Annotated in this window: 16 protein-coding genes; all 16 read right to left on the reverse strand. The window is 65.1% G+C overall.

The window, feature by feature from the left end; translation table 11 throughout:
- Positions 1–26 precede the first annotated feature (26 nt).
- Positions 27–1001, reverse strand: a complete 975-nt coding sequence (locus tag HMPREF2874_RS04385; RefSeq protein WP_070649068.1) for an RluA family pseudouridine synthase — start codon at positions 999–1001, stop codon at positions 27–29.
- 79 nt (positions 1002–1080) lie between these two features.
- Positions 1081–1728, reverse strand: a complete 648-nt coding sequence (gene lspA / locus HMPREF2874_RS04390; protein ID WP_070649069.1) for a signal peptidase II — start codon at positions 1726–1728, stop codon at positions 1081–1083.
- 265 nt (positions 1729–1993) lie between these two features.
- Positions 1994–2527, reverse strand: coding sequence for a DivIVA domain-containing protein (locus HMPREF2874_RS04395; protein WP_049346121.1), 534 nt, complete (start codon positions 2525–2527; stop codon positions 1994–1996).
- Positions 2528–2852: 325 nt separating this feature from the next.
- A complete protein-coding gene (locus HMPREF2874_RS04400; protein ID WP_049332665.1) occupies positions 2853–3152 on the reverse strand; it encodes a YggT family protein in 300 nt (99 codons plus the stop codon).
- Positions 3153–3162: 10 nt separating this feature from the next.
- Positions 3163–3969, reverse strand: a complete 807-nt coding sequence (locus HMPREF2874_RS09615) for a cell division protein SepF (RefSeq protein ID WP_070649070.1) — start codon at positions 3967–3969, stop codon at positions 3163–3165.
- A 225-nt stretch (positions 3970–4194) separates the two neighbouring features.
- Positions 4195–5046, reverse strand: coding sequence for a YggS family pyridoxal phosphate-dependent enzyme (locus HMPREF2874_RS04410; RefSeq protein ID WP_070649071.1), 852 nt, complete (start codon positions 5044–5046; stop codon positions 4195–4197).
- 20 nt (positions 5047–5066) lie between these two features.
- The gene (locus tag HMPREF2874_RS04415) at positions 5067–5918 is read right to left on the reverse strand and encodes a purine nucleoside phosphorylase YfiH/LACC1 family protein (RefSeq protein WP_070649115.1); all 852 of its coding nucleotides are present in this window, start codon (positions 5916–5918) and stop codon (positions 5067–5069) included.
- Between the two features lie 141 nt (positions 5919–6059).
- On the reverse strand, positions 6060–7241 hold the full coding sequence (gene ftsZ / locus HMPREF2874_RS04420; protein ID WP_049332658.1) for a cell division protein FtsZ: 1182 nt from the start codon (positions 7239–7241) through the stop codon (positions 6060–6062).
- A 198-nt stretch (positions 7242–7439) separates the two neighbouring features.
- Positions 7440–8951 carry a cell division protein FtsQ/DivIB gene (locus tag HMPREF2874_RS04425; RefSeq protein WP_083309840.1) on the reverse strand — a complete coding sequence of 504 codons (1512 nt, stop codon included), beginning with the start codon at positions 8949–8951 and terminating at the stop codon, positions 7440–7442.
- Positions 8952–8960: 9 nt separating this feature from the next.
- Complete coding sequence (murC, locus tag HMPREF2874_RS04430; RefSeq protein WP_070649073.1) at positions 8961–10463, reverse strand: UDP-N-acetylmuramate--L-alanine ligase; 1503 nt, start codon at positions 10461–10463, stop codon at positions 8961–8963.
- The gene (gene murG, locus HMPREF2874_RS04435) at positions 10463–11563 is read right to left on the reverse strand and encodes an undecaprenyldiphospho-muramoylpentapeptide beta-N-acetylglucosaminyltransferase (RefSeq protein WP_070649074.1); all 1101 of its coding nucleotides are present in this window, start codon (positions 11561–11563) and stop codon (positions 10463–10465) included. Before murG ends, murC begins: the two co-directional genes overlap by 1 nt.
- A 174-nt stretch (positions 11564–11737) precedes the next feature.
- Positions 11738–13741 carry a putative lipid II flippase FtsW gene (gene ftsW, locus HMPREF2874_RS04440; RefSeq protein ID WP_083309841.1) on the reverse strand — a complete coding sequence of 668 codons (2004 nt, stop codon included), beginning with the start codon at positions 13739–13741 and terminating at the stop codon, positions 11738–11740.
- Between the two features lie 175 nt (positions 13742–13916).
- Positions 13917–15506, reverse strand: coding sequence for a UDP-N-acetylmuramoyl-L-alanine--D-glutamate ligase (gene murD, locus HMPREF2874_RS04445; RefSeq protein ID WP_070649075.1), 1590 nt, complete (start codon positions 15504–15506; stop codon positions 13917–13919).
- Positions 15506–16711, reverse strand: a complete 1206-nt coding sequence (gene mraY, locus HMPREF2874_RS04450) for a phospho-N-acetylmuramoyl-pentapeptide-transferase (protein ID WP_070649076.1) — start codon at positions 16709–16711, stop codon at positions 15506–15508. Before mraY ends, murD begins: the two co-directional genes overlap by 1 nt.
- A gap of 6 nt (positions 16712–16717) precedes the next feature.
- Complete coding sequence (gene murF, locus HMPREF2874_RS04455) at positions 16718–18328, reverse strand: UDP-N-acetylmuramoyl-tripeptide--D-alanyl-D-alanine ligase (protein WP_070649077.1); 1611 nt, start codon at positions 18326–18328, stop codon at positions 16718–16720.
- Entirely contained in the window at positions 18321–20066 is a 1746-nt protein-coding gene (locus HMPREF2874_RS04460) for a Mur ligase family protein (protein ID WP_070649078.1), read from the reverse strand. The genes murF and HMPREF2874_RS04460 overlap by 8 nt, the downstream gene beginning before the upstream one ends.
- Between the last annotated feature and the right edge of the window lie 144 nt (positions 20067–20210).

Below are 20210 nucleotides of genomic sequence, written 5' to 3' on the forward strand. Positions count from 1 at the left end.
CTCTGACTGAGCTAGGTATGCGGTACCTACCCGAGCTGCACGCGGCCCTCGCGCAGGGCGTCAAGCGCGTAGGCCAAATCCAGCGGGTACTCGCTGGTGAAGCTCATGCGCTCACCGGTGGCAGGGTGGTCGAAGCTGAGGCGGTGGGCGTGCAACCACTGGCGGGTCAGGCCCAGCTCGGCGCTGAAGCGCGGGTCGGCACCGTAGGTCAGGTCGCCGCAGCAGGGGTGACGCATCGCCGAGAAGTGCACGCGAATCTGGTGGGTTCGTCCGGTCTCCAGGTGCACCTCCACGAGGGAGGCCGGGCCGAAGGCCTCGATGACGTCGTAGTGGGTGATGGAGTTACGGCCGCCCTCAACCACCGCGAACTTCCATTCGTTGCCGGGGTGACGGCCAATCGGCGCGTCAATCGTGCCGCGCAGCGGATCGGGCAGGCCCTGCACCAGCGTGTGGTAAATCTTGTCGACCGTACGTTCCTTGAAGGCGCGCTTGAGCTCGGTGTAGGCGCGCTCGCTGCGGGCCACGACCATCAGGCCGCTCGTGCCCACGTCCAGGCGGTGCACGATGCCCTGGCGTTCGGCCGCGCCAGAGGTGGCCACGGAGATGCCCTCCCCCATCAGCGCGGAAATCACGGTGGGGCCGTGCCAGCCGGGTGAGGGGTGCGCCGCCACGCCGGCGGGCTTGTCCACCACGACGATATCGTCGTCCAGGTACACGATGCCGAAGCCGTCCACCTTCTCGGGTCGAATATCGGCCAGGTCGCGCGGCGCGGGGGCGTCCACGACGACCAAATCTCCGGCGGAGAGCTTGTAGGATTTGCCGACTTTCACGGCACGCCCACCGTTGGTGATGCTCACGTGCCCGTCGCGAATCCACCCGGAGGTGCGGGTGCGGGGCGCGTCGAGGGCTCCGGCGAGGGCAGCGTCCAGGCGCACGCCGGCCAGGGCGTCCTCAACGGTGAATTCGGCGCGGATGCGCTCCGCGGTGGTTTCCTCGCTCATGATTCTCTCCTCGCGCTGCGGTCTGTGCTGTGGTCTATGCTGTGGGTTGGCGGTCTGTGCTGTGCGTCGTGACGTACCGTTAGGAGCCGGTGTTCTCGCCGTCGGCTTCCGCGCTCTTTAGGGTCTTAGCCTTCTTCGAGGCGCTCTCATGCGGAGCCTTCGTGCCGTTGAGGTTCAGGCCCATGAAGTTTAGGAGCACGACGAGTGCCATGCACACGCAAATCGCCGAGTCCGCAACGTTGAAGATGGCGAAGTTCGGTACCGAGATGAAGTCGACCACGTGCCCGGAACCAAAGCCGGGCTCGCGGAAGAGGCGGTCAAAGAGGTTGCCGCAGATGCCGCCGAGCAGGCCACCCAACGCAAGGGTCCAGGCCAGTGAGCGCGTGCGGCGCAGCAGGTAGAGCACCACAATCGCGGCGGCCACCATGACGAGGGTGAAAATCCAGGTTACGTTCTCGCCCATGCTGAACGCGGCCCCCGAGTTGCGAATCGAATACCACCACAGCAGCCCGTCGATCACGGTGATGCGCTCCCCCAGCTGCATCTGGGTGACGACCAGGTACTTGGTGCCCTGGTCGATGGCGAACACGACGGCGGCGAGCACCAGAGCGCTCAGCCAGGCGGTGCGTCCGCTCAGGATGCGCGATGCGCGGCCGGTGCTCTCGGTAGCGGTTTCCGCGGTGCGTACGGGGGCCGAGGATTCAGCGTGATTCGGGGTGGTGGGCAAGGCTCTCCTCGGGTCGTGTGAATAGTGGCGCCGACAGCGGGGCGGTCCCCGCGACGACGCACTACGGTGCCCCTCTAGCTTAGCAAATGAGGGGAAATTCTCGTGCCCCGCTCGTCGCCTCGCGAACGGGGTCCACGGGGTTTCCGAGCCCTCCCGAGAGCGCAAAATACCGCCCGGTTCCTTATCCGCGGCTTAGGCTGAACCCGTCAGAACGGGCCGATAAGAATCCGGACGGTAGCGCCCCTCGGCGGGGTCGCGCGGTGCTTTAGGCGGAAGCCTCGATGGACTTGAGGTTCTTCAGCTCCTCCACCTGGTTGTTCAGGTGGTCCAGCAGCTTGGTGCGGTAACGGCTCTCGAAGCCGCGCAGTGCCTCCACGGCAATCTCCAGCTCTTCCTTCTCGTCGGTCAGGCGGGCCAGGACCTCTTCGCGCTGCTGGCGAGCCTCGCTCACGAGGGCGTCGGCCTTCTTCTCTGCCTCGTCCAACAGCTCGGCCTTGGCCTTTTCGCCCTGGGCCACGTAGTCGTCGTGCACCTTCTGGGCCATGGCCAGCAGGGCTGCGGCGTCCTGGGCGCCGGCGGCGGAGGGAGCCTCCTGGGAGACGGCGGCGGCCGGGGATGCGGGAGCCGAGACGGAGAGCTGCTCCACCTGGCGCTCCAGGGCGTCGCGCTCGGAGTACAGGGCACGCAGCTCAACGACGAGCTCGTCCAGGAAGTCGTCGACCTCGTTGCGGTCGTAACCGGACTCCTCGGTCACGATCTTAAAGCTCTTCGTAATCAGGTCTTCGGGGGTGATGGCCATGTGGCTTCTCCTCTAGTACGGGTTGGGTTCGAAGTTGAGTGCGCCGATGGGGCAACCCGGCGGGAGCGTTCGGCCCCCGCATCGGGCGCGGTGTGCCGCATCGCGCAGACAGTCGTTGGCACCCATTTTACTATCATTGGACCTCGGCTCCGGGGTTTCTGTCGTACAGACAACAAAATATGCGCATGGCGCAACGGCCCCGGCCCCCGCTCCCCCGGAGCGTTTGCGCACGTCCGTGGCCCGTTAAGCGCGTGTATCCCGTTAAACGTGTGCGCCCCGCGGAATGTTGAGTAACATTCCGCGGGGCGCATCCAGGCTCCGGTCGTTAGGAGAATCGGGCGGTCAGGCTCATCATGGGGCCCAACAGCATCGAGACGACCACAATCAGGATCAGAAAACCGGTATCCAGCGCGACGTTGCCCACGCGCACCGGGGGAATCACTCGGCGCAGCTTCTCCATGGGCCAGTCCGTCACAGCGTAAACGGCGCTTGCGCACAGCAGGGCAATCCCCTTGGGACGCCAGCCGGGTGCGAACATGCGTACCCAGTCGAAGAGCATGCGCAACAGCATGAAGACGTAGAACAGGTACAGCGCAATCGTCACGAGAGCGAAAAGATAACCCATTAATCAGTCCTTAGCCCTGGTCGAAGGGGAATTCACCCTCGGAGTTGAAGTCTGCGGTGTTCTCGGAGTTGGCGACGCCCAGCACCTCGAGGTTGGAGGGGGTCAGCAGGAAGACCTTCGAGGTCACGCGCTCGATGCGACCCTCCAGCGCGAAGGCCAGACCGGAGGCGAAGTCCACCAGGCGCTTGGCGTCGGCGTCCGGCATTTCCTCGACGTTCATAATCACGGGGATGTTCTCGCGGAACGCCTCACCGATAATCTTTGCGTCATTGTAGGAGCGGGGGTGGATAGTGGTGATACGACGCAATTCGTCCTCTTCTTCCTCGTAACCGTAGGTGTATCCGTTGGTCTCTTCGGGCTCGTAGCCCTGGTCGTAGTAGCCGTCGTTCGAGTAGGTGTCGGCGTACTGCTCGGTGTATTCGGTGTTCGGCACCGGGGCGTCCTCCCAATGGTCTGCGGGTTCGCTCGCGGGCTCGTGCCGGGGCTCATCGCCTCGGTGATCCTCGCGGGGTTCCTCCGCCTCGTCTGTGGTTTCGGGTGTGTACGGGTGTGCGACTGCGGGCGCACCGTGCTTGGATGCGGTGTGCTCCCCCAGCGAGCGGTCTCGCGCGGCGCGGTCGTCGGCTCGAGGCTCTTCGGCGCGGGCCTCTACACGGTGGGCCTCCGCGCGGTGGTGCTCCCCGCCGCGACCCGACTGCTCGTGGGAGCGGGGCTCCTCGGGCGCGGTATCCGCGGTATTGGAGTCCTGGGCGTCAGAGTCCTTGGCGTTGTAGGGCTCCAGGCCGAGGAAACCCGCCAGGCGGCTTTGCTTCGGCATGTTTCTCTCGCTTCGCTAGGGTACAGGGACAGGCTACTGAACGCGGGCGGCCGCCTGTTGCGGCGGTGCCTCTCGAGGAGCACCGCGGGCGGGCCCCTCGTTCAGAAGGTTCGGTCGCACGTCAAAACGTCGTGCACCGGCATGTATATATTACCAGCGTACGGGCTTTTCCAGCCGGTAGAACAGCGTCCGGCTTCTCACAGCGCGGCATATCCGCCCGCCGCTTTAGCGTGCGGGGCGTCGGCCCATGATGTCGCTGCCCACGCGCACGCAGGTGGAGCCCCAGCGAACAGCCGCCTCCAGGTCGCCGCTCATGCCCGCCGAGATTTCGGTCGCGTGCGGCAGGTGCTCGCGCAGCCGGGCCGCCAGTCCATAAAGCTTCTCGAAAGCGGCGTCCGGGTCCGCGTCCAGGGGTGCCACCGCCATTACGCCGGCGCACCGCAGGTTCGCGTGGTTCTCGATGCGTTCGGCCAGCTCCAGAAGCTCCGAGGCGCTCGTACCGCCTCGCGCTCCCTCTGCGGCGTGGCCGGCCGTCGCCTCCTCGGCCAGGGAGACCTGCACCAGGCAGTCCAGGCCGCCATTTTCCAGGGCCGCGGGGGCCGGCGCCTCCCCCGCCTCATAGCGGGTCAGCTGGTTCGCGTAGGCCTTCGCCAGCGCGTCGGCCAGGGAGGGGCGGTCCACCGAGTGAACGCTGGAGGCGTACTTCACCACGGACTTCGCCTTGTTGGTCTGCAGCTGACCGATAAACGCCCAGTGCGGGGGTTGCACCGCACGCTGCTCGCAGTAGGCGGCCAGCTCGCGGGCCTTCGCGCTGGCCTCCTGGTCGCGGTTCTCGCCGAAGAGGGTCACGCCGCCGTCCAGCAGGGCCGCCGCGTCGGAGGCAGGGAAGAACTTGGTCACCGTCACCAGGCGCACGGGCGCGCTCTGCTCGGTGCGCACCCCGCTGCGGTCCTGCTCCGCCGCTCGAATTCGCTCGAGTACCCGGCGGTAGTTCTGCAGCAGCTGCTCGGCGCGCTCGGGAGTGTACTTCAAATCCTGCGCTTCGACGTTCACGTCAGGTCCCTTCAGTTCAGACATTTTGTTCTCCTTCAGCGACTCTATTCGGCGGGTTCCGCCAGCTTCTCAACCCACACCAGACCCGCGATGCGCCCGGGCTTCTCGCCGCGATTCGTAAACCCGCGGTGCGAGTACACACTCGGTTCCTCGTACGTGCAGCGGGCGCACTCCGTGGATACCTCCACTCCGGCGGCCTCCAGCACCGCGCGAGCGCCGGCCGGCAGGTCCAGACCCGGGGTGTTCGCGCCCGTCACCGAGTGAACCTGCGGGATCAGCTCGGTCGATTCGGCTCGCATCGCCTCGGGCACCTCGTAGCAGGCACCGCAGATGCTGGGGCCCAGCCACGCGGTGATGCGCGCAGCGCCCAGCTCCCGCATGCGCGCCACGGTGGTCTGCAGTACCCCGTCCAGCAGGCCGCGGCGGCCCGCGTGAGCCACCGCCAAAACGGGCACGGTCTTCTCACCCTCGACGGAACCGACCAGCACCACGGGGATGCAATCGGCCACCATAATCGCCAGCGGGCGACCCTCGACGCTCACCGCGGCATCGGCCACGGGGGCCAGCTTCGCGATGGCGCGGGCGCGCTCGACGGTGCGTTCTGCGGGGGTGCCCGGCGCGTAGGAGGCCGGGGCGTAGTCCTCGGGGCGGGCCACCTCAACGCCGTGCACCTGGTTCAGGTAGAAGAACGGCCCCGCACCCAGCGCCTCCTCGAGCGCCGCACGGTGGTTGAGGGTGCGCACCATGGAGGCATCCACGCCACCACCCAGCTCGTCGTCCACGTGCAGGCCCAGGTTCCCCGCCTCGCGGGAGGTAAACCCCACCCGCACGCGCCAGGGACCCAGGATGCGGGTGTCGGCGGTGGCCAGCAGCGGAGTTTCGGGGGCGTTGCTCATCATTATGCCTTTCTCGGATGGCTGTACGGGGTGCTCGGGGCGAAAGCGGGTAGCGCGAAGGGGAGCTGAGAACAGTTGGACTATTCTCAGCTCCCCTCCATCAAAACCCTACGGGGCGGCGTGCTGACGCACGCGGCGCGACTACTTCAGGAAGTCGGGGACGTCCAGGGTGTCGCGGCGAGCCGGTGCTTCCTCAACGACCGGGGGCAGATCAACGTCGAAGCCAGCGGCACCGGTGGAAGCCGGAGCGGCGGCGGGAGCGTTGAAGCCGTAGCCGTTAGAAGCCGGAGCGGCAGCGTTCGAGCCGCCGAAGGAGCCCTGTGCACGCTGGGGCTGAGCGGAAGCCGAAGCGTTCGAGTTGGTCTCGGGGTTCACGGCGTCAAAGCCAGCGGCAATCACGGTCACGCGAGCCTCGTCACCCAGGGCGTCATCAATGACGGCACCGAAGATGATGTTGGCGTCGGGGTGAGCCACTTCCTGAACCAGGCGTGCAGCCTCGTTGATCTCGAACAGACCCAGGTCGGAACCACCCTGAATCGACAGCAGCACGCCGTGCGCACCGTCGATGGATGCTTCCAGCAGCGGGGAGGCGATAGCCAGCTCGGCTGCCTTCACGGCACGGTCCTCACCGGATGCCGAACCGATACCCATCAGAGCCGAACCGGCACCCTGCATCACAGACTTAACGTCAGCGAAGTCAAGGTTGATCAGGCCCGGGGTGGTGATCAGGTCGGTAATGCCCTGAACACCGGAGAGCAGCACCTGGTCGGCGGACTTGAAGGCGTCCAGCATCGACACGTTGCGATCCGAAATCGACAGCAGTCGGTCGTTCGGGATCACGATCAGGGTGTCGACCTCGTCGCGCAGAGCGGCAATACCGGTCTCGGCCTGGTTGGAGCGACGACGACCCTCGAAGGTGAAGGGGCGGGTCACAACACCGATGGTCAGAGCGCCCAGGGAGCGGGCGATGCGTGCCACGACGGGTGCGCCACCGGTACCGGTGCCACCACCCTCACCAGCGGTCACGAAGACCATATCTGCGCCCTTGAGGACTTCCTCAATTTCCTGCGAGTGATCCTCGGCTGCCTGACGGCCAACCTCGGGGTTTGCGCCCGCGCCAAGACCGCGGGTCAGCTCACGACCGACGTCCAGCTTGACGTCTGCATCGGACATGAGCAGAGCCTGGGCGTCAGTGTTAATAGCAATGAACTCAACGCCGCGCAGGCCAACCTCAATCATTCGGTTGACTGCGTTGACGCCACCGCCGCCGATACCAACGACCTTGATGACTGCCAAGTAGTTCTGGGGAGTTCCAGCGTCCATGTAATCCTCGATTGTTCCGTGTTCCAGCTTCGGAAGACCCCCAGCTCGATCTAAGCCTAAAGGTTTCCTCTAAAGAATGACTTTATCTGTTAGGATACCAAACTGTTTTTGGTGGTTCCTAGCTACACAGCGCAATTACCCCCTCTTTTTGCGTAATTCACACAAAAAGGGGAGGAAAAGCGCCCATGAGTAGTTCCCCTAACGGGTCACCGGTACGCGCGGGGCCGACACGTCATAGACGGTCACCTTCTGCGCCTGGGCACCTGAAGAGGCTTCTTCCTGAGCCCGTTGAGCTACCGCCTGTCGGAGCGACAGAAGCACCTTAGCCTTCAGCTCGCTCTCCTGGGCGGTACCCCACTGCACCGTCGTATTATCCCGCAGCGTGAGGGTAATACTCGAGGTTGAGGTCGCGCTCGCTTCCTTTACCTGAGCCAGAAGCTCAGCCGGCATCGCTGACAAGGCCGTCGAAATCGTGCGGAACTCATCCGAATGCTGCGGGTCATCACCATTCAATCGTACCAGGGGAACCGAGGTGCTCGGCTCGGAGGAAGACTCCATCAGGCTCACCCCGTCGGTGTCCACTGTATGGTAGGTCTCCCCCACCTTGACGATTGCAATGGCGGCGCGTTCCTTCAGGGTCACCACCAGCTCGTGCGGCGGGCGGCTCTCCACCTGAACGCTGCGAAGCACATTGTCCTGACCAATCAGCTCGCGCACGCGCTTCTCGTCGATGCGTGTCAGCGGAACCCCGCGCAGGGGCTCCAGCTTCTGCTCCACCTGGGTGGTTTCCAGCAGGGAGGCACCGCGTACCGTGATGGTCTGAGTGGCCAGCAGGGGCGAGAAGAAGACCAGCACCACGTACAGCACCGCCACGAGGGCCAGCGCAATCGCCGTGTACAGCAGCTTGCGGGCCCGGGTGAGCGGGGTGCGCTCCTTGCGCGGACGCTCCTCGGCACGCAGGCCGTCCAAGCCGGGATCCTTCAGGATGCGCTCGTGCTGCGCCTCCCGGCGCTCGCGCTCGCGTTCCTTCTCGATCTCGGCGGCGCGCTGTCGTTCTCGCTCCACGCGCCAGCGGCCGAAGCGGCTTGCGGGGCGGGCCTGCTCGGCGGGCTCTGCGGGCTCGGTCTCAGCGGAATCGTCCCCCGCCGACGGGGAGTCGGCGGAAGTCTTCCGCTCGGAAGAAGCATCACCGTCGCCGGTCTTTTCGGCCCGGTCGGCGCCCTTTTCGGTCTTCTCGCCGTGCTTCTCCCCCGCCGCGTCCTTCGCATTTTCAGTCCGCGCGCTTTCAACCTGCGCCGACCGGCCGGATACCTTCTCGGTCTCCTTGGGAGAATCTTCGAAGGCCTCCACGTCGAAGAGCTCCTGCGGACCGGAGGTAGCCGCGGGCACGCGACGAATCGCGCCGTCCACAAGGGCCACGCTCTCGGCACGAGCCGGGCTGGTGGGGCGAATCGTAGCCCCCGAGGGGCGACGACCCACGGTGGAGGCGGTGCCCGAGTGAGAACCAGAGGTCTGAGACTCAGACCCGTGAGATTTCTTCTGCTCGGGGGCACCGGCCGCGGGGGTCTGCGCGTCAGCGGTGGGCTGCGCCTCCGCCGCGTGCTGAACCGCAGGCTGTTCCTGCGCAAGCTCCTGGGCGCGCCGACGAGCACGCGAGCGCGGGGCCTTCGGCGCGCGCGAATGCCCCTCCGACGGGGGCATGGGACTCATCGGCACAGCCTAAGCCTCCGACTTCTTGGTCAGGTCGCCGTCGTGACGAATCTGCAGGGCCTCCAGCAGGCGCGGGCCCAGAGCCGTCACGTCGCCGGCGCCAACGGTCATCACAATGTCGCCGTTCTGAGCGTACGAGGCGATGTCCTCGATAGCGCTCTCCGCGGTCGCGTAGCGCACCTCGGAGAAGCCGGCGCCCGTAATCAGCTCGCTGGTCACGCCCTCAATGGGCTGCTCGCGAGCCGGGTAGATATCCAGCACGTAGGCGCGATCGGCCATCGACAGGGACTCCGCAAACTCCTTCGCGAACTCGCGGGTGCGCGAGAACAGGTGCGGCTGGAAAATCACGTACAGGTTGTGACCATCGGCCACGGTGCGGCCGGTCTGCAGGGCACGGAACACCTCGGTCGGGTGGTGTGCGTAGTCGTCGAAGACCTTCACACCCGCGACCTCGCCGCGCAGCGTAAAGCGACGGTCAGCGCCCACAAACTCGCCCAGGGCGGCGGCGATTTCGGGGCCCTGAGCACCGGTCAGCAGCGCGGTGATGAAGGCGGCCGCGGCGTTCAGCTGATTGTGGATGCCGGGAACCTTCAGCGCCAGCTCCTGCTTGCCCTCGAAGCGCTCACCGCGACATTCGAAGGACCACTCCACCGTCGACGAGGAGGAGGAACCCGCGCTCGTAATCTCGCGGATGCGCAGGTCGGCATCCTCAGACTCGCCGTAGGTCACGACCGGCACGCCAGCCGCGCGGGAACGGGCGGCCAGGGAGGCTGCACCGGCGTCATCTGCGCAGGTTACCAGCACACCGCCGGGAGCCAGCGAACCCACGAAGCGGTTGAACGCCTCAAAGACGCGCTCATCGGTCTCGTAGAAGTCCAGGTGGTCGGGCTCAACGTTCGTCACCACGGCAATAGCCGGGCGGTAACGCACAAAGGAGCCGTCCGATTCGTCGGCCTCGGCCACAAAAATCGAGTCGGGGCCCTGCGCGCCCAGGTGCGCGTTCGTGCCGCGACCGGCGATTACGGTGCCCACGGCGAAGGAGGGGTTGCGGCCCAGCTGATCGAACATCACGGAAATCATGGAGCTGGTCGTGCTCTTACCGTGGGTACCGGCCACCGCCACCACCTGCGAAAGCCCCATCACGGCGGCCAGCGCCTCGGAGCGGTGCAGAACCGGAAGGCCCTGCGCGCGGGCAGCGGCCAGCTCGGGGTTATCCTCGCGAATCGCGGTGGAAATCACCACGGTATCGACGTCAACGATGTTCTCGGCGGACTGGGGCACACTCACGTGGGCACCGGCGGCGCGCAGCGACTCAACGGCCGAAGATTCCGCACGGTCCGAGCCACTCACGGTCACGCCGGCCTGCAGCATCAGCGCGGCGATAGCGCTCATACCCGCGCCGCCGATGCCGATGAAGTGCACACGGCCCAGCGCGTCCATCGCGTGGCGCTCGGGGAACGGCGGGGTCAGGGGTGCCGGCAGCACCATCTCAAGATTCATCAGTTCAGTCATTAGTTCTCAGCTGCCTTCAATACTGCTTCGGCCATAACGCGAGCCGCGTCACGGATACCAAGTTTATAGGCTGCAGCGCCCATGCGCTCCAGTTCCTCGGGGTTTGCCATCAGCTCCGGAATCTCACGGGCAAACCACTCACCGGTGACTTCTGCGTCCTTCACCAGCAGGGCCGCGGAGGCCTCCACCAGGGAACGAGCGTTCAGGGCCTGCTCACCGTTACCAATGGGGAGCGGCACAAAAATAGCGGGCACACCCACCGCGGCAACCTCGCTCACCGTGGCCGCACCGGCGCGCACCAGCAGCAGATCGGCGGCGGCGTATACGTCCTGCATGCCGTTGCTGAACTCGATCTGACGATAGTTCGGGGCGCTCAGGGGCTCGCCGTTCTCGTCCAGAACGGTCTTGCCCTTACCGGTGATGTGCAGAATCTGGAAGTCCCACTCTGCGAAGCGATCACGGCAGGCCGACACGGCGTTGTTCAGGCTCAGCGCGCCCAGCGAACCACCGGTCACGATAACGGTGGGCTTTTCCGGGTCCAGGCCCAGGTTGCGGCGGGCCTTCGAACGGTGCGCGTCGCGGTTCAGGTAGGCAATCTCGTCCTTCATGGGCATGCCCACCAGGGTCGCGTGCGGGAAGGGGGTATTGGGGAAGGCCACACCCGTAAACTTCGCGAAGCGGCCGCCCAGACGGTTAGCCAGGCCGGGCTTCGCGTTCGCCTCGTGAATGACCACGGGAATCTTCGAGAAGAAGGCAGACAGGTACGCCGGCGGGCACACGTAACCGCCCACGCCCACCACGACGTCGGCCTCGGCGTCCTTAAGGATGCGGCGGGTCTTCGACAGGCCGCCCAGGAACTTCGCGGGGAAGGCAAGTGCCGCGCGATTAATGCTGCGGGGGAAGGCCGCGCGGGGAATGAACTCGATATCGAAGCCGGCCGCCGGAACCAGCTCGGCTTCCATCTTGTCGGCGGTGCCCAGCATCAGAATCTTGGCGTTCGGTTCAAGGTCGCGAACGGCGCGGGCAATCGCAAGCATCGGATTAATGTGACCGGCGGTGCCACCACCGGCGAAGACTATAGAGGGTGCCTTCTTCGTCATAGGTCTCTCTCCCAATACATCGGTACAGCATCATTTTACGCTATCGCCCCGCACCGCAGAGCTCGGCGGAACGCCCCCGACCTCGAGCTGTAGCTCAGGTCGGGGGCGTTTTGGAGGAACGCGGGGCCGAGAGGTAGAGCCGTTCTCGACCGCTGTCCACCTCGGAAAATCTCTCTACCGCTCTCCCCCACCGGGCTGACGGCGCGGCGACTGACCGTGCTGACGCTGCTGACGCTGAGCTCGGCGGGCGCGGTCCTCGGGATGTAGGGGTTGCAGGCCGGCGGGTAGACCACCGCGCTGATTCTGCGGACGACGACGCTCCCCCTGCCCGGGACGCCGGCCTCGGGCCTGCTGCTCCTTCGAGCCCTGCTCGGCCGGACGCTGAACCGGACGAGCGGGTCGGGGCTGCTCGGCCTTGCCGGGTGCAGCCTTGCGGGGTGCAGCCTTGCCGGGGGCTCGGCGCTCTCGGGCCTTCTGCTCTCGGGTTTCCCTCGTGCGGGCCGCCTTCTCGCGGTCCGTCTTCTGCCGCTCGGCCTCCTCCCGGGCCTTCTGGCGCTCGGCCTCCTCCCGGGCACGGCGAGCCAGCTTCTGCCTCTCAGCCTTCTCGCGGGCCGCTTCCTCACGAGCCAGGCGCGCCTCCTCACGAGCCGCACGGGCCTCTTCGCGGGCGCGCTCCGCCTCACGCTGCTGCTCGATGCGCTTCAACTCGCGACGCTGCTCCGGTTCAAAGCCCAGCCAGCGCCGGACAAAACCGCTCAGGCTGCCCAGCTTCGACAGCGGATGCTGTTCCGGCATCAGGTGGCCACCGGCCTCGGCACGCTCCGCGGCCTCCTGCTCCACCACAGCCTGCAGGGGCAGGCGGCGCTTCCAATCGGCGTTTGCGCGGCGAATCTCGCGAGCGCTCTGGTTCTCAACGCTCGACGGGGCTGTCGCGCCTCGCAGGGGCGTCTGCCGGGCAAAGGCCAGCAGCAGGCCCGCCGCGCACAGCGAAGACAGCAACGAGGAACCACCGTAGGAGACAAAGGGCAGCGGCACGCCAATCACCGGCAGAATACGGGACACCATGCCCATGTTGATGATGGCCTGCGAGGTCAGCCACACCATAATGCCGCCCGTCGCCAGGCGCACCAGTGGATCGGCGGTGCGCAGCATGATACGCACCGCACAGTACACCAGACCCACGTACAGCAGTAGAACCGCCATCGTGCCCAGAAGGCCCAGCTCCTCGCCAATAATCGCGAAAATGTAGTCGTTGTGGGCCTCTGCCAGGTAGTTGTACTTCTGTCGCGACTGGCCCAGGCCAACGCCCAGGAAGCCACCGGTCGCCAACGCCACCTCACCCGAGTTCGCCTGATCGCAGTTAGCGTTCGTGCACGCACCCCAGATGCCGAAGATACGGGCCACGCGGTTCGGGCTACTCAACACGCCCAACAGGGCCAGTGCGGCAACCGCGCCGCCAATCTGCAACATTGACCGGCGTGAGGCACCGGCCATCCACATCATGCCCAGGAAAATGAAGCCGTATACCAGGGCCGTACCCATATCGCCGCCGACCATAATCAGCAGAATCAGGGCGCCCACGCCGTAGATGGAGGGGAACAGGGTACGCCAGAGGCTCCGTGAAATATCGCCCTGGCGGTTATACACCCACGCCAACCACATCACGATTGCAAGCTTCGAGAACTCCGAAGGCTGCATCTGCACGGGGCCCAGCTTAATCCAGTTACGGTTACCGTTCACCTCGACGCCGATAACCACCACCGCCAGCTGCAGCACCAGGGCCACAGCAAGCATCGCGTTTACCACGGCCTGCTTGTGATACCACCCCACCGGAATATTCGTAATGACGGCCATCGCCACCACACCGAGCACTAGGAAGAGAATCTGCGAGGACACCTGAGAAAACGGCGACTGGCCCTGCGAAATCATGGTGACGCTCGAAGCCGAGAGCACCATGATACAGCCGAAAATCGCCAAGCCCAGGGTCGTCACCAGTAGCATGACCGGCACATCCCACAGGTCAGCCTTCAGACCGCGGCGGTACAGGCGCTTGCCGAACGAACGGGCCGGTGCCGTCATCTCCTTCAGGGCAGTCCACGGGGACGAGGCGTGCCCGGTCTGTTCGGAACGGCCAGCCCGCGAAGACGCAGAACGCTTCGAGGATGCGCTGGTACTCACATGCCCTCCTAAGGCTTGGAACGCCACAACCCACAGCGATGAATCGCGGCGGCGATAACAATTGGGAAAAGAGGCGGGGGTGGAACCCAAAACGTCCCACCCCCGAGAGCGCGGCTTAGGCGGCACGGGCCGCGAACGCCGCTACGCGCTAGGGTACCGGCCGGGGCCGAATAGGCTACGACTGGGCCAGCTGATCGGCCACGGCGTTCGCAAACGCCTCGCCGCGCACCGCGTAGTTCTTGAACTGGTCCATCGATGCCGCGGCCGGTGCCATCAGCACCGTATCACCCGGCTGAGCGATCTCGGCGGCCTTCGCCACCGCGGCGTTCATGACGGCGATGCCGTCCGAGGGGTCGGCCACCGAGGCGGTCAGGTTATAGGTCGGAACCTGCGGGGCGTGGTTGGCCAGGGCAGCCTTGAGGCCTGCGGTATCCGTGCCGATGATGAGCACGGCCTTCAGGCGCTTAGCGTGATCGGTAATCAGCTCGTCGTACTCCACGCCCTTCGACAGGCCACCGGCAATCCACACCAGCGAGGGGTAACCGCTCATCGAGGCGTTGGCCGCGTGCGGGTTCGTGGCTTTCGAGTCGTTCACCCACATGATGTCATCAGCGTACCCCACCAGCTGGTTGCGGTGCGCACCGGTCTTGAAGGAACGCAGACCCGCACCCACGGCCTTCGGATCGACGTCGGCGGCACGGCACAGGGCGGCCGCGGCCAGGGCGTTCTCGACCGTGTACTGGGCCGGCATCTTGCCCGGCGCGGGGGCCAAATCCTGCACGACGCCCAGCTCGAGCGCCTCGTTGTAGCGGTTCTTCAGGAAGGCCCGGTCCACGATGATGCTCTCGGCCAGGCCGAGCATCGACACGGCAGGCATCTGGGTGGCGCTGAAGCCAATCGCGCGGGCGCCCTCCACCACGTCGGCCTCCTCCACCATGCGCAGGGTGTCGGCGTGGTCGGTGTTGAAGATGCAGGCCACCTGGGTGTTCTCGTACACGCGGGCCTTATCGGCCTTGTAACGCTCGAAGGAACCGTGCCAATCCACGTGATCCTCGGCAATGTTCAGCACGACCGAGGCGTAGGGCGACAGGGAGAAGGTCCAGTGCAGCTGGAAGCTCGACAGCTCCACCGCGAAAAACTCGTAGGGCTCGTCGTCGGCAATCGCGTACACGATCGGCATGCCCACGTTGCCCACCTGAATGGACTTCTTGCCCGCGGCCTTCAGAATCGAATCCGTCATGCCCACGGTCGTGGTCTTGCCGTTCGTGCCGGTCAGGCACAGCCACTTGGGGCTGGGGCGGCCGGCACGGTCGTTGAGGCGCCAGGCCAGCTCCACGTCACCCCACACCTGGATACCGCGCTCGTAGGCATCCAGCATCACGGGGTGGTCGGGGCGAATACCCGGAGAGGTCACGACCAGCTCGGGGTCCTCCCCCTCAATCTGCGGCAGGGCGAGCATGTGCTCGGGGCCGAACAGGCCGCTCACCGGTCCGTACGCGTTACGGTAAACCTCGATGCGCTCACGCTTCTCGGGGGTGTCTGCCCCGTCGATAACCGTGATGCGCGCACCCAGCTGCGCGAGCACATCCGCGGCGGCGTCACCGCTGGTGCCCATCCCCACGACCACGACGCGCAGACCGGCCCAGGGGGCGTCCCAGCTGGTCAGCTGCGCGAGGCGCTCGTTCTCGTACACCGGGTTGACGGCAATCGCCTGGGCGTTTGCCTCGCGGCGGGCGCGCAGTGCGTCCTGTTCCATAGTTGACATTAGTGAATCACTCCAGAAGTCTGAGAGAACCAGTCGCCGAAGAAGAGAGCCAGGGCCACCAGCACGCACAGGGCGTTGACAACCCAGAGGCGGAACACGGAGTTCACCTCGCCGCTGCTGACGGTGCCGGGCTCCAGGCCCTTCTTATCGATTGAGTACTTGCCGTTCAGACCGGTCTTCTCCATGTGGTGGTGGAAGGGGGTCATACGGAAGTAACGGTGCGCGTGCAGGGGCTTCTCCCCCGCCGCAACCGAGCGCTTGCGGCTGACCTTGAAGACAAACTTCTGAACGATTACGGAGAAGACCTCCAGCACCGGAATCAGTGCCATGACCAGCAGCAGGAGCTCGGTGCGGGTGAACAGGGCGAAGGCAACCATCGCACCGCCCAGGGCCAGGGAGCCGGAGTCGCCCATGAAAATCTGCGCCTTCGAGACGTTCCACCAGAGGAAGCCGGCCAGGGAACCGATCAAGGATGCGGCAATCAGCGCCAGTGAACCCGGGTCGCGCACGTCGTAGCAGGCGGTGCCGGCGCCCGCGGTGCAGGCGTGCACGTACTGCCAGATGCTGATGGTCAGGTAGCCCGAGAAGATCGTCATCATCACGCCACCGGCCAGGCCGTCCAGGCCGTCGGTGAAGTTCACGGCGTTCGTGCCCGACAGGGAGATGAGGGTAATCCACACGGCCACCAGGATGGACCCAAACACCGCACCGGCGGCAAAGAGGTCAATCGGCAGGTCGCGCACGAAGGAAATCGCGGTGGATGCGGGGCGCGCGCCGGACTCGTTGGGGAACTGGAAAGCCAGGAAGGCGAAGGGAACGGTCACCGCGAGCAGGCCGATGGTCTTCTGACGCTCGGTCAGGCCCTCGTTGCCCTTGTGGCGGAACTTCATGATGTCATCCGCAGCACCCACGCCAAGCATGCCCAGGGTAAAGGCGATGGTCAGCCACGCGGTGGCGCTCGGCAGCGGCGAGGTGCCGAAGGAGACGGCGCTAATGCCCATGGTCAGCAGGTACGCAAGAATCGCCGCCGGGATGAAAATCAGGCCGGCCATGGTGGGGGTGCCCGCCTTGTACTGGTGGGCGGCGGGGCCCTCATCGCGAATCAGCTGACCGAGCTTGAGGGACTTCATCTTCTTGATGAACACCGGAAGCGCGGTCAGGGAGATAAGGAACCCGAGGATTCCTGCAATCAACACGGTAATCATGAAGCGTTACCCTTCGTTGGTGGTCTGTGCGGAGGTGCTGGACTCGGTACCGTCCAGGTGGGCGGCCAGGTGCTCGCTCAGGTCGGTAGCCTCAACAAAGTCGCCGGCGGAAAGCCAGGTCGGGGCCTCGTCCTCGGCGGAGCCGAAGCTCTCCTCGGCGAAGGCGAATTCGTCGCCCAGCAGGCCCAGCTTCGCGCCGTTCGAGGACTTGAAGAGCACGATATCGCCGGGACGCAGCTCGGCACGCAGGATCTGGGCGGCCTCCTGCGGGGTCTGAACCCAGGTCGCCTCATTGCCCCAGGAGCCTTCCAGGTGCGCGGCGTTGTAGATGGGCTTAGCGATGTCACCGACCGCGATGAGCTTCGAAATGTTCATGCGCACCACGAGGCGGCCGAGGTGATCGTGTTCCTGAACGGACACATCGCCCAGCTCCAGCATGGCGCCCAGCACGGCCCAGGTGCGGTGCGGCTGACCGGTCGCCGGGTCAACGGTGCGGCCCAGCTGCGCCAGAGTGCGCAGTGCCGCTGCCATCGACTCGGGGTTCGCGTTGTATGCGTCGTTAATGACGGTCACGCCATCAGCACGGTCGGTGCGAGCCATACGCCACTTCGAAGCCGCCGCCGCCTTGTTGAGCGCGCGAGCGATTTTCTCACCCGAAATACCGCTGTTGTAGGCAATCGTCGCCGCAGCCAGCAGGTTGTGCACGTGGTGCTCACCGATCAGCTGCGAGGAGATCTCGTACTCGCTACCGTCGGGCAGGCGCAGAGTGAACTCGGGGCAACCAGCGTCGGTGGTGCGCAGGTTCAGCGCCGCCACGTAGCGTTCGTAGGGCTGACCGTTCGCGCCGGTCTTCTCACCCACGCCGAAGTAAGTAATGGGGGCAACCGAACGCGACGCCATGCGCAGCACGCGCTCATCGTCAGCGTTCAGAGCCAGGGAGCCGGTCGGCTGAACGCCCTCAGCCAGCTCACCCTTAGTACGCTCAATATTGTCCACGCCGCCGAACTCGCCAGCGTGCGCGGTACCAACCTTCAGGATTGCGCCGTGATCGGGGTGCGCAATATTCGCCAGGTACTCGATGTTGCCCACACGGTCCGCACCCATCTCAATGACCAGGTAGCGGGTGGACTCATCCGCACGGAAAACGGTCAGGGGCACGCCCACCTCACTGTTGTAGGAGCCGACCGGGGCAACGGTCGGGCCCTCCGGGGTGAAAATGGCGGCAAGAAGGTCCTTGGTGGTGGTCTTACCGGCAGAACCGGTAATACCGATAACGGTCAGCTCACCCTGAGCGCGCATCTGCTCAATGGAATAGCGCGCCAAATCGCCCATCGCCAGCACCACATCGGGCACCTGGATGCTCGGGTAGGGCACGCCCTGCTCGTCGAGTACTTCACGCTCGACCAGCGCCAGGGTCGCGCCCCTCTCAAACGCCATGGGGATGAACCTGTGGCCGTCAGTGACCGCGCCGGGCTTCGCCACGAACAGGGTACCGGTCTGCACCTCGCGGGAGTCGGTGGTGGCGAAGTCTGCGTACACCTGCTCCTCACGGCCCTCCAGGCCGATAGCGGTGCCGCCGGTTGCCTCAATAATCTGGGCGGCGCTGAGCTTAATCATTCTTCACCATACCTTCAGCGGTCTTAGAGTCACTTTCATCGAGCATGCGCTGGTAATCAGGCAGAATCTCGAAACCGTGCGCACGCAGGGCACGGGCGGTTTCAACGCGGTCGTCCAGGGCGATATCCACGCCGTCAACATCCTGTTCGGTTTCGTGGCCGCGGCCAGCAATCAGGATGGCGTCGTGCTCGCCCGCCAGGGCAATTGCCGCATCAATAGCGGCGGCACGCGGAGAAATATTCAGGATCTGGGTGGCTCGGCGGTTCTCAGCCTTCTGCGCGCCCTCCTCAACGGCGGCACGAATCGGCTCGGGCGCCTCACCGTGCGGGTCGTCATCAGTCACAACCACAATATCTGCATACTGTGCCGCAATCGCACCCATAATCGGGCGCTTGAGCTGGTCACGCTCACCGGTCGCACCGAAAACAATCATGACCTTACCCCCACCGGGGCGGTCCATCGCCTCCAGGGCACGGGTCAGACCGTCCGGGTTGTGTGCAAAGTCCACAATCGCGTGCGGAGCCAAAGAAATCAGCTGCATACGGCCCGGTACCACCGGAGTCAGAGCCGAACCGGACGCCAGCTCAGGGAGCAGATGCGCACGCTCAGCGGAGTCAGTGTCCAGGTACGCCATGAGAGCCGCCAGTGCAGCATTCGAAACGTTAAAGTCAGCGGGCAGACCGGTGTAGCATTCAACGCTCTCACCGGCGCCATTAGCCACGTGGAATCGGTGGCCCAGACCCTCACGCTGAACCTTCACCACAGCCCAGTCGCGGGCACCAAACTCTGCGGGCACCTCAGCCAGACCGGCACCGCGCGCAGTCACCAGGCGGTGCACCTGCTCAGCGCCCATCTGCTCGCAAGCGGCGGAGAACATCTTCTCGCCCCACTCATCATCAGCAGTAATCACAGCCAGCTCGGCGCGTTCGGGAGTGAACAGCTGAGCCTTCGATTCGAAATAATGCTCCATGGTGCCGTGCAGATCCAGGTGGTCTTGGGTCAGGTTCGTGAAGCCAGCAACCGCATACTTCACGCCGTCCACACGGTGGTAATCAATCGCGTGCGATGACACCTCCATTGCGGCGCAACGCACCTGATGCTGACCCATAATCGTCAGCAGAGAATGCACGTGAGGAGACTCCGGGGTGGTCATCTTCGAAGGAACCGACACACCATCAATCAGAATCTGAATAGTGCCAATCAGACCCGTCTTCACACCCAGGCCGGTGCGGAACACCGACTCCAACATGTAGGTGGAGGTGGTCTTACCGTTCGTACCGGTCACCGCGTAACGGTGAGTAGCGGGGAACGAAGCCGAACCATAAATCAGCGCAGCCAACGGACCGACATACTCGCGCAGGTTCTCAGTCACCAGGACAGGCACCGGCGCCTCACCCAGCAGCTGCGCACCGGCAGCATCCGTCAAAATAGCGGAAGCACCCAGATTCAACGCGGCCTCAGCAAACTGCGCACCGTGCACCTTCGCACCGGGCAGAGCCACGTACAGGTCCTGCGGGCGAACACCTCGGGAGTCCATGCTAATACCGGTAACCTCAACAGAATCACCGGATTCAGAACCCTGAACGCCACTAGCCAGCTGGGAACTCACCTGAGCACCCAATCCCTGCAGATGTTCGCGAAGGTGCGCCAAACTCACCGGGCGCACAGAATTCGGGCGCAGAGTCTGAGCGTCGCCGCCCAGCAGGTTCTGGCCGGGTGCGTGAGATGCGGTATCCATCGTCCTTCTTTCCTCTCCGCTGTCCGAAGCGGTGAGCTCTGTATGGTCAATGCGCTCAAGGCACACAGGGTCATTCAATATTCTACGGTCTTTAGGCTTCGACAGGTGTTCAGTCCCGGGGCTTCTTCATCACGAATCAGCTAC

The sequence above is a fragment of the Rothia sp. HMSC068F09 genome (genome assembly GCF_001812775.1).
In the GTDB taxonomy this organism is placed as follows: Bacteria; Actinomycetota; Actinomycetes; order Actinomycetales; family Micrococcaceae; genus Rothia; species Rothia mucilaginosa_A.

Coding starts and splice junctions, on each gene's coding strand:
- HMPREF2874_RS04385 (WP_070649068.1), bottom strand. CDS start 1,001: ATGAGCGAGGAAACCACCGCGGAGCGCATCCGCGCCGAATTCACCGTT.
- HMPREF2874_RS04395 (WP_049346121.1), bottom strand. CDS start 2,527: ATGGCCATCACCCCCGAAGACCTGATTACGAAGAGCTTTAAGATCGTG.
- HMPREF2874_RS04400 (WP_049332665.1), bottom strand. CDS start 3,152: ATGGGTTATCTTTTCGCTCTCGTGACGATTGCGCTGTACCTGTTCTAC.
- HMPREF2874_RS09615 (WP_070649070.1), bottom strand. CDS start 3,969: ATGCCGAAGCAAAGCCGCCTGGCGGGTTTCCTCGGCCTGGAGCCCTAC.
- HMPREF2874_RS04410 (WP_070649071.1), bottom strand. CDS start 5,046: ATGTCTGAACTGAAGGGACCTGACGTGAACGTCGAAGCGCAGGATTTG.
- HMPREF2874_RS04415 (WP_070649115.1), bottom strand. CDS start 5,918: ATGAGCAACGCCCCCGAAACTCCGCTGCTGGCCACCGCCGACACCCGC.
- ftsZ (WP_049332658.1), bottom strand. CDS start 7,241: ATGGACGCTGGAACTCCCCAGAACTACTTGGCAGTCATCAAGGTCGTT.
- HMPREF2874_RS04425 (WP_083309840.1), bottom strand. CDS start 8,951: ATGAGTCCCATGCCCCCGTCGGAGGGGCATTCGCGCGCGCCGAAGGCC.
- murC (WP_070649073.1), bottom strand. CDS start 10,463: ATGACTGAACTGATGAATCTTGAGATGGTGCTGCCGGCACCCCTGACC.
- murG (WP_070649074.1), bottom strand. CDS start 11,563: ATGACGAAGAAGGCACCCTCTATAGTCTTCGCCGGTGGTGGCACCGCC.
- murD (WP_070649075.1), bottom strand. CDS start 15,506: ATGTCAACTATGGAACAGGACGCACTGCGCGCCCGCCGCGAGGCAAAC.
- mraY (WP_070649076.1), bottom strand. CDS start 16,711: ATGATTACCGTGTTGATTGCAGGAATCCTCGGGTTCCTTATCTCCCTG.
- murF (WP_070649077.1), bottom strand. CDS start 18,328: ATGATTAAGCTCAGCGCCGCCCAGATTATTGAGGCAACCGGCGGCACC.
- HMPREF2874_RS04460 (WP_070649078.1), bottom strand. CDS start 20,066: ATGGATACCGCATCTCACGCACCCGGCCAGAACCTGCTGGGCGGCGAC.